Raw genomic sequence first — 12,107 nt, forward strand, 5'->3', positions numbered from 1 at the left:
GAATCCATCCGGACTTGACCTGAACATTACTTCAGGTTCGATGATGGTGGTATGAACGACACCACACAGACCGGACGGCCCGCGGTCGAGGACACCACCACCGACCACACCGGCGATATCGCCGAGATCGAGCGACTCGTCGCCGATGTCGAGAACGGATACAACACCAACGACGCCGCCCTCATGGTCGGCGGATTCACCGAGAACGCCGCCGCGGGCACTGCGGTCGGCGGGGTGATCCGCGGTTATCCCGCGCTCCTGGACGCCGGGCAACGCGGGCTGGCCGGATTTCTCGCCGACTCCTACGTCCGGTACGACGTGACCGATATCGTCTTCCTCCGCCCCGATATCGCCGTCGCCCACAAATCCGCGCGGGCGACCACCGCCGACGGCACGTTGATCGACCGCGACCCGGCGATGGTCGCGCTGTACGTGCTGGTACGCGAGGACGGTCGCTGGTGGGTGGCGGCCCGGCAGAACACTCCGGTGCCGGCGAGCTCCTGACCCCCCGTCCCGCGCGCCGACCCCGGCCCCGGAGTGCCCGACCGGGTCGGCGGGCCGACCACTGGGCTGCGCGGGTAATACCGGAGTATTATCGTGGGAACCCGTGGCACATGGGCAGTACGAATGGTGGATCGGAGCGTACGAGCTCCTCGACCGCAGCGGAGTCGAGCCCTGGGAAGTGATGGAGGTGCTGTACTCCCCGCAGCGGTGGCCCCGCACGGCGACCAGCCGCGAGGGACTGCCGATACCGACCGTATGGGGGCGCACCGGCGACGGCCGCGCACTCGTTGTGGTCCTGCGGTGGTTACGCGCCGATTCCCGGTGGCAGATCCTGCTGGCCATGCCGATGCGACCACGTCAACTCGCCGAGTACACCGCATGGGAGGCGAACCGAGATGATCGATAACGACCCCGCCCCCGGCTTTCCGCGCACACCGGAGGCCGCCGGGGATTTCCTGGATTCGCTGAGCTACGACGACGCCGCGCCGGCACCGTCCCTGCCGCCGGCCGCCGATCGGATCGAGCAGGGTATGGTGCCCACCTCGTTCAAATGGACGCCGGAGATGCGCGACCGGGTCCGGCGCAAGGCCGCCGAACACGGGATGACCGCCTCCATGCTGATCCGCCAGTATGTGGAGATAGGCCTGATGAGCGAACAGCCACAGCGCATGATCCCGCTGGCGGACGCAGTCCGCGCGCTCACCAGCCTCCCGAACTCCGCCTGACCGCCGCCTCCGGTCCGGACAGGCCAGGCCTGCCCGGACCACGGGATGCACGCGCCGGCGCGGCCGTCCGGAATCGGCGCGTCAGGGAGCCGGCGGGGCCGGCGCGTTCGTGCAGAACGGCTGACAGGGACCCGGGGTGGGGGTTCCGGCGGGGGCCGGTTCGGAGCCGAAATCGGCGGTGCTCACCAGAATCATCACCACGATCGCCCCGCCGACAACCAGTCCGAAGATCAGGACGGTGGGCCACAACCAGCTGCGCATGGGGTTCTCCTCGACGACCGGGACCACGGGCACGACCGAACCCTCGGGGTTCACCAGATCGTCGGCGTCGATCGGATTCATAGGATTGAGCGGACTCGACGGATCCAGTGGATCCGCCGGGTTGACCGGAGTCACCGGGTTGTAGTCGGCGCCGTCGCTATCGGTCATCAAGCCACCTCCAGTAGGTACGCGGACCGTATACCCGAATCCGCACGCCGGTCACGAGATTCCGAACGGCCCGCCCCGGGCAGGGCCACCGGCCTCTTCCTCCCGCCGGACAGATTTCCGCTCAGCCCGCCGTCGCACCGGGGCTCCGGTGCCCCGCTGCTCATCCAGGCGCATGGCGTCGACGCGGTCCAGAAAGTCGCGATGCGCGCGCAATGTCGAGTCGAAGGCACCGTGTTGTCCTCCGGTCACCCCGCGGACACGCTCCCGGCGTATTCCGTTCGCCCGCAATTCGGCAGAGGGCGGAATCTTCGCCCCGAAAACCCCCCGTAGGCCATGAATCGGTGTCAATCCACCGGCAGGTCGCCCGGCTCGGCGAGCGGCATCCGCATATCGACGATCGTGCCGTGCGACGAGCACACGACCTCCACATCGGGTATCAGCGCCCGGATGATGGCCATACCGCGCCCGCGGGCGGTATCCGGGCGGTGGTCGGGGGTTTTCCAGCTGCCGTGGTCGGTCACCGTGATACGCAGCCCGGACGTGCCGGCAGCACAGCACAGCCGGATCGTGCCCCCGTCGCCGCGATGACCGTGTTCGACGGCGTTGGCGCAGGCCTCCCCCACTGCGAGCAGGACGTCGTAGGCCCGCCGCTCGTCGAGCGGGAGACCGGACAGCCAGTCCTTCACCGCGTGCCGGACCCGGACCAGTTGTTCGGGTCTGGCGGGGAACTCCAGGGCCGTTCTCCGCGGCGGACTGTGCAGTCCGGGCGGGCGGGACCTCGTCACCTCATCGCCTCCTAGTCGGTCTCGCCGCCCGACGGCGTAGGCGCTACCGGTCCGCGGCTTCGAGGGCGTGCTCGCGATAGCCATACCCATTCGGCAGCCGCGCATGCGATCGAGCGGCGGTGATCACTCCCCTCCCCGGACCTGCCGGGCCGCCGATACCGCAGTAGCCCTGCTGACCTGGACGGCTGCGGTGACCGCCGGGGCCGGATCGGGTAAGTTGACTGCGGATACCGCTTACGGCCCTGCCGCGTCCCGCGGCAGGGCCTCGATGTGCAGAGGTGAGAAGTGGCGAATTGCGAGCTGGGAGGCCGACGGTGAGCGGCGACAGCGCGTCCCGGATACTCGATGTGCGGGAGCGCACCGAGGACGGCATCGCGATCGTCACCGTGCACGGCGAGGTGGATATGGCCTCGGCGCCGCAATTGCAGTCCGCACTCGAGGAGATCCAGCGCGGCGGGAAGCCGATGATCGTGGATATGTCCGAGGTCGGCTTCCTCGGCTCGGCCGGTCTGAGCGTACTGCTGGTGATCTCCGAGGCCGCCGAAAAGAGCGGGCTGCGGGTCGTGGCGTCGGAGGCCGTCCGCCGGCCCATCGAACTGACGGGCCTGGACAAGTTGCTCGCGGTATACGACTCGCTGGCCGCGGCGCTGGACGCCCCGGCCACCGGCTCCGCGTCCTGAGACTCCCCGCGGCTACCGGCCGCGGGGCAGCCGCACCACCTGGACGAAGAAATCGTCGATCTGCTTGATCGCCGCCACGAACTGATCCAGGTCGACCGGTTTGGTCACATAGGCGTTGGCGTGCAGTTTGTAACTGCGCAGGATGTCTTCCTCCGCGGCCGAGGTGGTCAGCACGACCACGGGGATATGAGCGAGATCGGGATCGGCCTTGATCTTCTCGAGTACCTGCCTGCCGTCGTATCTCGGCAGGTTCAGATCGAGCAGGATGAGATCGGGACGGGGCGCGTCGCCGTATTCGCCGTGCCGATAGAGGAAATCCAGCGCTTCCTGCCCGTCGTGGGCGACATGCAGGGTATTGCCGATCTTGTTGTCCTCGAACGCCTCCCTGGTCATCAGCTCGTCACCCGGATCGTCCTCGACGAGCAGGATATCGATCGGCTGGCCCGGTACTGTCATGCTTTCGCTCCTTCGTGGGCAGGATCCGGTCGGGTATCGGAGGCGGGGCCGGTGGCGCCCGGGGTAGTGACACCCGTGGTCGCGGGGGCGCCGGTGTCCGCCACGGTATCGGCGGAGCGCAGGGTGAAACAGATTCGGGTGCCTCCGGTGTGCGCGGTATCGATCCAGATACTGCCACCGTGGTACTCGACGATCTTCTTGCAGACCGCCAGGCCGATTCCGGTGCCGCTGTATTCGTCGCGGGCGTGCAGGCGCTGGAAGATGACGAAGACCTTGTCCGCGAATTCGGGCGGGATCCCGATACCGTTGTCGGTCACCGAGAAGACCTGGTCGGGCGAATCGCCGGTTTCCCGATGGACCTCGATACGGACGACCGGCGCCAGATCCGGGGTGCGGAACTTGATCGCGTTGCTGATGAGGTTCTGCCAGAGCATGGTGAGCAGAGTCGGGTCGCCGACGATCTCGGGTAGCTCCCCGGACCGTTCGACCACGGCGCCGGTGTCCTCCATCGAGACCGCGAGGTTGATCAGCGCCTTGTCCAGCGGCTGTTCCAGGCGCACGGGTTCGGCGGTGTCACCGACCCGGCCGACTCGGGAGAAGGTCAGCAGGTCGTTGATCAGCACCTGCATCCGTTTGGCGCCGTCGACCGCGAAATCGATGTACTGCTTACCGCGATCGTCGAGCTGGGTGGCGTAGCGCTTCTCCAGGAGCTGACAGAACGAGGCCACCTTGCGCAGTGGTTCCTGCAGATCGTGGGAGGCGACATAGGCGAACTGCTCCAGCTCGGCGTTGGAGCGCCGTAGCTCCTCGGCCTGCAGATCCAGTTCGGCCTTCTGCTGTCGCAGCTGATCGCTCTGTGAGTGCGACGAGGCCAGTTCGGCGACGATGCGCCGGCGCATATCCTCCACCGCCTCGGCCACCTGCGCGACATCGGCGGGCCCCCGAGGGTCGATGTGATGGTCGAATTCGCCGCCGCCCACCCGCCGGGAGGATTCGGTGAGCTCGGCCAGCGGGCGCACGACCAGCCTGCGCAACAAGACGGTCAGGATAGTCCCGGTCAGCAGGAACACCAGCACCATACCTACCAGCACCACATTGCGGATCGTCCGCGAATGCTCCAGGGCGTCACGGTCGACCGCGACCGCCGCCGCCAGCTGGTCGTTCTGCGCGGTGAACGCGGCGCGCAACCCATCGAACACCGTTTTGGCACGGACCGCGGTGGCGGCAGCGCGTTCCTGGGCACCGGCGGCCGTCCCGGTGGCGGCGAGCGGATCGGCGTAGTCGGTGCGCCACTGCTGCGACAACCGTTCGATCGCGTCCACATCGGCCAGCAGGTCGGGCCGCCCGGCGAGGAGCTCGCGCAGCCGCGTGGTGGCGCGCGCCTGCTCTCTCCTTCCCTCGACATAGGGTTCCAGGAACTGCGGGTCGGCGGAAATCGCGTACCCGCGCAGCCCCGTCTCCTGGTTGACGAGAGCGCTCTGCAGCCGGTAGGCCTCGGCGGAGGCGGGATGGGTCTGCTCCGCAAGGCGATCGGTCACCTGGTTCGTATCGGCGATCACCCGCGCGCCTGCCAGCGCACCGAGCAGCACAACGAGAATCATCAGCGCGAAGACCAGCTGGAACCAGGCTCGCGCGGTCAGTCTCCCGACCACCGTCCGGGAGTCGGTTCTCGTCATGGGCGCATCCCTCTCCGCGCCGTGTTCCAGCGCACATTGATGATGGCCAGATCGTCGTCCAGACCACCCGCTTCGGCGGCCAGGGCCTCGACCCGGCCGATCAGCTCGTCGACGAAGATCTCGGGATGGCACCCCGGGATGGCCCGGGCGAGCCGCAGCAGGCCGTCTTCGCCGAGTCGTTCCTCCCGGCCACCCACCCGGCCCTCGAACAGACCGTCGGTGAACAGAGTCAGCCCGGCATCGTCGGCGAGGTCGATCTCGGTGGCCGGCCACTCGGCGCGGCCGGGCATGAATCCCAGTGCCGCACCGCCGGGGACCTCGAGCCAGCTCAGTTCGTCGCCGGTGTGATGCAGCATGCCCGGATGCCCGGCGCGACGGATACGTACCCGCCCGGTGGACGGATGGAAGACCAGGCTGGTGGCGGTGGCGAAGGTCTGCCGGTCGGTGCGCTCGGCCAGCAGCACCTCTTCCAGCAGCCGCAACCGGCGCCCGCCGGTCACGCCGGTGAGGACCAGGGTCCGCCAGGCCAGCCGCAACGCGACCCCCGCGGCGGCGGCATCGGGACCGTGCCCGGAGACATCGCCGATGATGGCATGGACCGATCCGTCACCGACCTGCACGACATCGAAGAAGTCACCGCCCAGCAGCGAATGCGCCCGCCCGGGCCGGTAGCGCGACACCACGTCCACCGCCCGGTCCGCGGCGAACAGCGGAGTGGGCAGCAGACCGCGTTCGAGCCGGGCGTTCTCCGCGGCCCGCATCTGGCTGGCCTGTAGTGCCGCACTGGTGCGTTCGGCCTGTTTGCGCTGGATCGCGTAGCGCACCGCGCGGGCGAACAGTTCCGGCGCCACCCGGCCTTTCACCAGATAGTCCTGAGCGCCGGCGGCGAGGGCGGCCAGGCCCGTGCGTTCCTGGTCGAGCCCGGTCATCACCACCACGGCGACCTGATCGTTGTGCGCGCGGACCCCGGCCAGCGCGTCGAGTCCCTGCGCGTCGGGCAGACCCAGATCGAGCAGTACGCAGTCGGGGACCTCCGCCCGCAGCCGCGCGCCGGCCTCGGCGACCGTGCGCACCCACACCAGGCGCATATCGGCTTCCGCGTCGGCGACCAGTTCCTCCACGAGCAGGGCGTCACCGGCGTCGTCCTCGACCAGCAGTACGACCGGTTCCCGCGGCAGCCGGCCGGCGTCATCGGCAGCTCCGAGCCCGGCGCCGAAGGTGTCACCGCGCACGGCGGCCACCGGCATATTCGCAAGTACGTGCCTCGGGCGCGAGGGGACACCGGCTTCGCCGGGCCCTCCGTTCGCGAACAGCGCGGATCTCCGCGGCTGGCACCGACACCTTGGCCTCCGATCACACAGGAAACAGCGCCTGGCCGCGCACACTCACTCAGCGGCCTTTTGCTGGACCGAGAGGCAGCATGATCGTAGCGGATAGCAGGACACGCCAGCGATACAGAGTGGCACGGTCCGGACGCCGTTCACGCCGGGCGGGCAACCGTGTCGACCGGTACCGGCAGATAGCCGATGCCGACGCGTTCCGGTCCGGACGCCGAGTGGCCCATCGAAGCATCCGTCGCTATTGCGCCAGGTCACGGTTCGGCGGATGCGGTACTCGACGGTGCCGCGACACCCGCGGACGATTCAGTTATGAGTGGGTTATCAGTACTGCCGGGCCCCGGACACCGGATGCGGACCCACCCCGGGAGAGCGCCACGGCCCGGTAGGACGCGACACCTCCGCTACCGCGCTCCGCGATGAACCCCGGGCGTCCGGCGCACTTTTCGGCGGACGCCCGGGCGGTCGAACCCGTTCGGGCGGAGCGGAACTCGGCCACCTCGAGAACGCACTATTGCGGATTCACGATGACGCCCGACTCGAATGTGACTGATACCACTGGTTTTCAAGCAAACGATCAGCACACGGCGGCGGCACGGCTGTCGTACTGTCGAGATCCGCGAAACACGGATCACCCGAATCGCCCGGCACAACCCTGGATGGACATGCTTCACCTCGAACACTTCGCGTTCGGCTGGCTCACACCGGCTCTCGCGTTCTTCCTGTCGGCCACCGGCTGCGCCATCGGCCTGCAATGCACCAAACAGGCCCGGCTCGGGCGCCGGCGATTCGGCTGGCTCGTCCTGGCCTCCTTCGCTATCGGCGGCACCGGTATCTGGGTCATGCATTTCATCGCGATGCTGGGATTCTCGATCGACGGCGCGCAGATCCGGTTCGACGTCCCGGTCACCGTACTCAGCGCGGTGATCGCGGTGGTGGTCGTGGGCATCGGCCTGTACCTGGCCAGTTCCCCGCGGGCGGGCGTACTCGCACTGGGCACCGGTGGCGTGATCACCGGATCGGGAATCGGCGTCATGCACTACACCGGGATGTACGCGATGAAGACCGACGCGCATATCGAATACGACCACGTGCGGGTGCTGCTCTCGCTGGCCATCGCCGTGGTCGCGGCCACGGCCACGCTCTGGTTCAGCGTGCGGTCGTGGGGGGTGGTGTCCACCGTGGGCGCGGCACTGGTGATGGCCGCCGCCATCGCGACCATGCACTACACCGGAATGTCGGCGATGCACGCGCATTCGGTCAGCGGCGCGGCAGATCCGCAGGGCGCCGAGGCATTCCAGGTCCTGGGCCCACTACTGGCCGGCCTCAGTGTTCTGACGCTGGTCCTGCTCATCGGTGTGACCATGGCGCTGACCAATCCACACGGAGCCCCGAAACCCGGCCGCTCGGCGTGAATCACCCGCGCCAGGAATCGGCACGCGCAGCCGAACAGACCCCGCACGAACGGAACCGCATCCGGCAGTGAGGCATTCACGGTCGCACTGTGATCGGTGGGATAGATCTTCAGCGTCACGGGCTGCCGCTTCGCGGCCGGTACCGCGGCGAACCGCAGGGCTTCGGGCGTGACCACATCGGTGTCGCGCAACCCCTGCCCCGAGAACAGTGGCCGGCCGTAGCCGGTCTCGGGCAGCCCGAGATATCCGGCGAGCAGATCGCGCAGGCCGAGGATATCGGACAGTGGCGGGTGAAGAGGTTTCCAGCCGGCGCGGAACCGGTCCGACAGTTGGACAAACGACCAGGGCCGGTGGCACACATCCCGGCGGCGATCCGCACACCGGCGCGATTCGGCGCATGTCTCGAATTCATCAACTCCCGCACACCCCGTTCCGCTGAGAGTTCGCTGGTGGAATGCTGTACGCCGATAGCGGCGCTCCCCGGACGCCGCGGTATGACGGCGGCGGAACCACCGCCGGGACAACACTCCGGACCTCAGCGCGTCGACCACTGCGAACCCGGCCCGCCCCGCGGGCAGGCCGCGAAAGGTGAGAACCATGAAGCTGACAATCATCGGCGGTACCGGACGAATCGGCTCGCAGGTGGTCGGAAAACTGACCGCGGCGGGCCACGAAGCCGTGCCGGCGGCCCCGTCCACGGGCGTGGACCTGATCACCGGAGAAGGGCTCGACAAAGCGGTGGCGGGGGCCGACGTCATCGTCAATCTGGCGAATTCGCCCACATTCGACGAGGCGTCACTGGAATTCTTCAGCGTATCGGTGGGCAATCTGCTCGCCGCGGGCGAACGCGCGGGCGTCGGGCATCAGGTCGTACTGTCCATCGTCGGGGTGGACCGGGTGCCGCAACTGGACTACTACCGGGCCAAGACCCTGCAGGAGGAACTCGTCGCCAAGGGTCCGACGCCCTATTCGATCGTCCGCGCGACGCAGTTCTTCGAATTCGTGGACTCGGTCCTGAGCTGGACCACCGAGGGAAACACCGTCGCGCTACCCACGACCCGCCTGCAGCCGATGGCCGCCGCCGATGTCGTCGACGCGGTGGTCGGCGTCGCCACCGGGACGCCGCTGCAGGGGATCCGCGAAGTGGCGGGACCGGATGTCTTTCCCCTGGACGACCTGGGCCGGATCACCCTGGCCGCGCAGCGCGACGAACGTATCGTGGTCACCGACGAGACCGCGGGCATGTTCGGCGCCGTCGAGGGCGACGTTCTGATCGCGGGCCCGGACGCGGCCCTGGCGCCTACGCACTATCGGGACTGGATCCGGGCAGCGGTCTGACAGACCGGGCGCGCGGTCGGGCCATCAGGCCGGATGCCCCGGTTCGAGCCTGAGCACGTGGTGCAGCCGCAGGGTCGGCGGCGCGGACTCCGGCGCGTCGCCGTCCTCGGGCGCCAGCAGCAGGCCGAGGTGGTCGCCGAAATCGTGGCGGCCGAGGATGCGCCCGCAGAACCAGGCGACGGCATCGCGCAGCACCGGCACGCCGTGCGGCCCGGGATCCCAGGCGCAGCGGGCGAATTTGTCGACCTCGTCGCCGGTCCGGCCGCCGAACAGCTCCGCCAGGGCCCGGTCGCCTGCGTCGAGGAGGTGAACCGCGCAGTACCGGACGCCCGCCGCCACCCGGTAGGTGTGGTTGGTCTCGGACAGGCAGATCAGGAACCGCGGCGGTTCGATACCGACCTGCGACGCGAATCCCACGAGGCATCCGGCTCGCTGCGCGCCGTCGGCGAGGGTGACCACATAGACCGGGGCGTCGGCGGTGGCCACCAGGGCGTCGAACGCACTGTGCTCGCGGTTCTCCGGCATGGCCCGTGTATACCAGGCCGGGCCGGACGGGCACGGATGCTAGGTGGCCGCCGGATCCGCAGCCAGGGTCGTGAGTGCCGCCCGGAGTTTCGCGGACGCCTCGGCCGCGACGGGCCGTAGCCCCGGTTCGCCGGTGACCTCGACCATCACATCGGGGTTCATGGCCTCGACCAGGATCGTCGCGGCATCGGCGGGATCCCGGCGAACCACCACGTTGCACGGCAGCAGCAGGCCGATCCGCCGGTCGACACCGACGGCGCGATGCGCCAGGGGTGGATTGCAGGCGCCGAGGATCAGATAGTCCTCCATCTCGACGCCGATCTTGCTGTGCAACGTGGCCCGCATATCGATCTCGGTCAGCACGCCGAAACCCTGATCGGCGAGCACGGTGCGGGTGCGTTCGACCGCATCCTCGAACGAGGTGTGCAGCACGGCGGACAGTGCGAGGGTCATGGATGCGCTCCTTCTCTTCGAGTGCGACGGTTCTCCGCCGTTTCGGTGCGGCTTCTCTTCTCCACCCCTCCACGGACAGCTGATCCGGCCGGATACGCGGGGTGACCGGCCGAGAATCGAATCAGTGCCGTGTCTCTTCCGGACACCTCGAACTATACCCCCTAGGGTATTTTCGCCGGATCGCGGCCCGGCCGCCCCCCTCTCCGGCACGCAGCGCCGATTTCGGTAGCAATTCGCTATTTCAGCCGGTACATGGCGGTAGGCTCGCGAGATCAGTCGACGCGCAGTTCACCTCGACCAGGGAAGGCGAGCGACCGCATGGACGCCGACAAGGACACCCCCTCGGCGGTGGCCGACCGGATCTTCCACGCCGTTCTCGGCGCGGTCGATATGCTCGCGATCTATCTCGGCGACCGCCTCGGCTGGTATCGCAGTCTGGCCGCCGACGGACCCGCGACCGCCGGGCAGCTCGCCGAGCGCACCGCGACCCATCCCCGCTACGCCCGGGAATGGCTGGAGCAGCAGGCGGTCACCGGCCTGCTCACCGTGCACCGCGACGGTACGGCCGAGGAACGGGTGTTCGCCGTCTCGCCCGCCACGGCCGAAGTGCTGACCGACCCCCACAGCCTCGAATATCTGGCGCCGATCGCGCGCCTGTTCGGCGCGGCCGGGCCCGCGCTGCCGAAACTGCTCGAGGCCTACCGCACCGGCGGGGGCGTCGGCTGGGACGAACTCGGCGACGACGCCCGGTACGGCCAGGCCGACGGTAACCGCCCCTGGTACGAGCACCGGCTCGCGGCGGCCCTGGCGGCCGTTCCCGAGGTGGACGCCGTCCTTCGCGCCCCCGGCGCCCGGATCCTGGATATCGGCTGCGGTGCCGGCTGGTCGACCCTCGCCCTCGCGCGCGCCTATCCGGAGGCCCGGGTGCTCGGGGTCGATATCGACGCGCCCTCGATCGATGCGGCCAACCGGAATGCGGCCGTCACCGGACTCGGTGCCCGTACCGAATTCCGGGTATCCGATGCGGCGCACCTACCCGAGGGCGACGCCGATATCGCGTTCGCGTTCGAATGCGTGCACGATATGCCGCGCCCGGTGGAAGTCCTGGCGGCGGTCCGGCGCGCGCTGACCCCGGGTGGGTCCCTGGTGGTGATGGACGAGGCGGTCGCCGACGAATTCGCCCCGGACGGCGGCGATCTGGAACGGCTGATGTACGGGTTCAGCCTGTTCGTCTGCCTACCCGACGGGATGTCGAGCCCGCCCAGCGTGGGTACCGGCACCGTGATGCGACCGTCGACGCTGCGCCGGTACGCCCGGGACGCGGGCTTCACCGCCGTCGACGTCCTGCCCATCCAGGATTTCGGGTTCTGGCGTTTCTATCACCTCACCTGACCGCCCAGTCGGCCATCACATCGGCCAGCGCCCGCACCCCGGCGTGACAGTCCTCGGCCCGCGCGAACTCCGCGGGCGAATGCGAGATCCCGGTGGGGTTGCGCACGAACAGCATCGCCGTCGGCACCACGGCGGACAGGATCCCCGCATCGTGACCGGCGGCGGTCGGCAGGACCGGCACCTCACCCAGATGGGCCAGGGCACGACTTATCCGGTCACGGGCGGCGCCGGGGAATTCGACGATCGGAGTGACGGATTCGGCCTCGATCCGCAGGCCGATCCCGGATGCCGCGGCATCGTGGCCCGCCTGGTCGACATCAGAGTACATGCAGTGACAACATCTGCATGTACCTACATTAATTGCATGTACATGCAATATTCGAAGGGGTTTA

Annotated in this window: 14 protein-coding genes and 1 pseudogene; 7 read left to right on the top strand and 8 right to left on the bottom strand. The window is 68.7% G+C overall.

Annotated features, from left to right (window positions below):
* Window positions 1-51: 51 nt before the first annotated feature.
* From AB0F41_RS05090 to AB0F41_RS05100, 3 genes are all read left to right on the top strand, one after another.
* The gene (locus AB0F41_RS05090) at window positions 52-504 is read left to right on the top strand and encodes an SgcJ/EcaC family oxidoreductase (RefSeq protein ID WP_357421408.1); all 453 of its coding nucleotides are present in this window, start codon (window positions 52-54) and stop codon (window positions 502-504) included.
* Window positions 505-607: 103 nt separating this feature from the next.
* On the top strand, window positions 608-910 hold the full coding sequence (locus AB0F41_RS05095) for a hypothetical protein (protein WP_357421409.1): 303 nt from the start codon (window positions 608-610) through the stop codon (window positions 908-910).
* Window positions 900-1,229 (top strand): hypothetical protein, encoded by a 330-nt coding sequence (locus tag AB0F41_RS05100; RefSeq protein ID WP_357421410.1) that lies wholly within the window; start codon window positions 900-902, stop codon window positions 1,227-1,229. The genes AB0F41_RS05095 and AB0F41_RS05100 overlap by 11 nt, the downstream gene beginning before the upstream one ends.
* Before the next feature lie 81 nt (window positions 1,230-1,310).
* On the opposite strand, the gene AB0F41_RS05105 is transcribed toward AB0F41_RS05100, so the two are convergent.
* On the bottom strand, window positions 1,311-1,658 hold the full coding sequence (locus AB0F41_RS05105) for a hypothetical protein (protein ID WP_357421411.1): 348 nt from the start codon (window positions 1,656-1,658) through the stop codon (window positions 1,311-1,313).
* Window positions 1,659-2,002: 344 nt separating this feature from the next.
* Complete coding sequence (locus AB0F41_RS05110; protein ID WP_357421412.1) at window positions 2,003-2,443, bottom strand: ATP-binding protein; 441 nt, start codon at window positions 2,441-2,443, stop codon at window positions 2,003-2,005.
* A gap of 314 nt (window positions 2,444-2,757) precedes the next feature.
* Between AB0F41_RS05110 and AB0F41_RS05115 the strand changes: the two genes are divergently transcribed.
* On the top strand, window positions 2,758-3,123 hold the full coding sequence (locus tag AB0F41_RS05115) for an STAS domain-containing protein (protein WP_357421413.1): 366 nt from the start codon (window positions 2,758-2,760) through the stop codon (window positions 3,121-3,123).
* Window positions 3,124-3,135: 12 nt separating this feature from the next.
* Here AB0F41_RS05115 and AB0F41_RS05120 read toward each other — a convergent pair whose 3' ends face one another.
* Genes AB0F41_RS05120 through AB0F41_RS05130 form a run of 3 tightly spaced genes read right to left on the bottom strand, consistent with a single transcriptional unit; the run spans window position 3,136 to window position 6,502 of the window.
* Window positions 3,136-3,579: a response regulator gene (locus tag AB0F41_RS05120; protein WP_357421414.1), complete on the bottom strand. Its 444-nt coding sequence runs from the start codon at window positions 3,577-3,579 to the stop codon at window positions 3,136-3,138.
* Complete coding sequence (locus AB0F41_RS05125; protein ID WP_357421415.1) at window positions 3,576-5,255, bottom strand: CHASE3 domain-containing protein; 1,680 nt, start codon at window positions 5,253-5,255, stop codon at window positions 3,576-3,578. Before AB0F41_RS05125 ends, AB0F41_RS05120 begins: the two co-directional genes overlap by 4 nt.
* A complete protein-coding gene (locus AB0F41_RS05130) occupies window positions 5,252-6,502 on the bottom strand; it encodes a SpoIIE family protein phosphatase (protein ID WP_357421416.1) in 1,251 nt (416 codons plus the stop codon). Before AB0F41_RS05130 ends, AB0F41_RS05125 begins: the two co-directional genes overlap by 4 nt.
* Before the next feature lie 755 nt (window positions 6,503-7,257).
* On the opposite strand from AB0F41_RS05130, the gene AB0F41_RS05135 reads away from it, so the two are divergent.
* A complete protein-coding gene (locus tag AB0F41_RS05135) occupies window positions 7,258-8,007 on the top strand; it encodes an MHYT domain-containing protein (RefSeq protein WP_357421417.1) in 750 nt (249 codons plus the stop codon).
* A gap of 597 nt (window positions 8,008-8,604) precedes the next feature.
* Complete coding sequence (locus tag AB0F41_RS05140) at window positions 8,605-9,345, top strand: NAD(P)H-binding protein (protein ID WP_357421418.1); 741 nt, start codon at window positions 8,605-8,607, stop codon at window positions 9,343-9,345.
* Window positions 9,346-9,369: 24 nt separating this feature from the next.
* Here AB0F41_RS05140 and AB0F41_RS05145 read toward each other — a convergent pair whose 3' ends face one another.
* Both AB0F41_RS05145 and AB0F41_RS05150 read right to left on the bottom strand, forming a co-directional pair.
* Window positions 9,370-9,870, bottom strand: coding sequence for a flavin reductase family protein (locus AB0F41_RS05145; protein ID WP_357421419.1), 501 nt, complete (start codon window positions 9,868-9,870; stop codon window positions 9,370-9,372).
* 39 nt (window positions 9,871-9,909) lie between these two features.
* Window positions 9,910-10,323 carry a DUF302 domain-containing protein gene (locus AB0F41_RS05150; protein ID WP_357421420.1) on the bottom strand — a complete coding sequence of 138 codons (414 nt, stop codon included), beginning with the start codon at window positions 10,321-10,323 and terminating at the stop codon, window positions 9,910-9,912.
* 318 nt (window positions 10,324-10,641) lie between these two features.
* On the opposite strand from AB0F41_RS05150, the gene AB0F41_RS05155 reads away from it, so the two are divergent.
* Window positions 10,642-11,715, top strand: a complete 1,074-nt coding sequence (locus AB0F41_RS05155; protein ID WP_357421421.1) for a class I SAM-dependent methyltransferase — start codon at window positions 10,642-10,644, stop codon at window positions 11,713-11,715.
* On the opposite strand, the pseudogene AB0F41_RS05160 reads toward AB0F41_RS05155, so the two are convergent.
* A pseudogene (locus tag AB0F41_RS05160) lies at window positions 11,708-12,010 on the bottom strand (M20/M25/M40 family metallo-hydrolase); the annotation flags it as partial. The gene AB0F41_RS05155 and the pseudogene AB0F41_RS05160 overlap by 8 nt on opposite strands.
* Window positions 12,011-12,107 lie beyond the last annotated feature (97 nt).

This window comes from Nocardia sp. NPDC024068 (genome assembly GCF_040638875.1).
In the GTDB taxonomy this organism is placed as follows: domain Bacteria; phylum Actinomycetota; class Actinomycetes; order Mycobacteriales; family Mycobacteriaceae; genus Nocardia.

What these genes read in the sequence shown, in the direction of transcription:
- AB0F41_RS05090 (WP_357421408.1), top strand. Translation starts at nt 52, where the DNA reads ATGAACGACACCACACAGACCGGACGGCCCGCGGTCGAGGACACCACC.
- AB0F41_RS05100 (WP_357421410.1), top strand. Translation starts at nt 900, where the DNA reads ATGATCGATAACGACCCCGCCCCCGGCTTTCCGCGCACACCGGAGGCC.
- AB0F41_RS05105 (WP_357421411.1), bottom strand. Translation starts at nt 1,658, where the DNA reads ATGACCGATAGCGACGGCGCCGACTACAACCCGGTGACTCCGGTCAAC.
- AB0F41_RS05120 (WP_357421414.1), bottom strand. Translation starts at nt 3,579, where the DNA reads ATGACAGTACCGGGCCAGCCGATCGATATCCTGCTCGTCGAGGACGAT.
- AB0F41_RS05125 (WP_357421415.1), bottom strand. Translation starts at nt 5,255, where the DNA reads ATGACGAGAACCGACTCCCGGACGGTGGTCGGGAGACTGACCGCGCGA.
- AB0F41_RS05130 (WP_357421416.1), bottom strand. Translation starts at nt 6,502, where the DNA reads ATGCCGGTGGCCGCCGTGCGCGGTGACACCTTCGGCGCCGGGCTCGGA.
- AB0F41_RS05135 (WP_357421417.1), top strand. Translation starts at nt 7,258, where the DNA reads ATGCTTCACCTCGAACACTTCGCGTTCGGCTGGCTCACACCGGCTCTC.
- AB0F41_RS05140 (WP_357421418.1), top strand. Translation starts at nt 8,605, where the DNA reads ATGAAGCTGACAATCATCGGCGGTACCGGACGAATCGGCTCGCAGGTG.
- AB0F41_RS05145 (WP_357421419.1), bottom strand. Translation starts at nt 9,870, where the DNA reads ATGCCGGAGAACCGCGAGCACAGTGCGTTCGACGCCCTGGTGGCCACC.
- AB0F41_RS05150 (WP_357421420.1), bottom strand. Translation starts at nt 10,323, where the DNA reads ATGACCCTCGCACTGTCCGCCGTGCTGCACACCTCGTTCGAGGATGCG.
- AB0F41_RS05155 (WP_357421421.1), top strand. Translation starts at nt 10,642, where the DNA reads ATGGACGCCGACAAGGACACCCCCTCGGCGGTGGCCGACCGGATCTTC.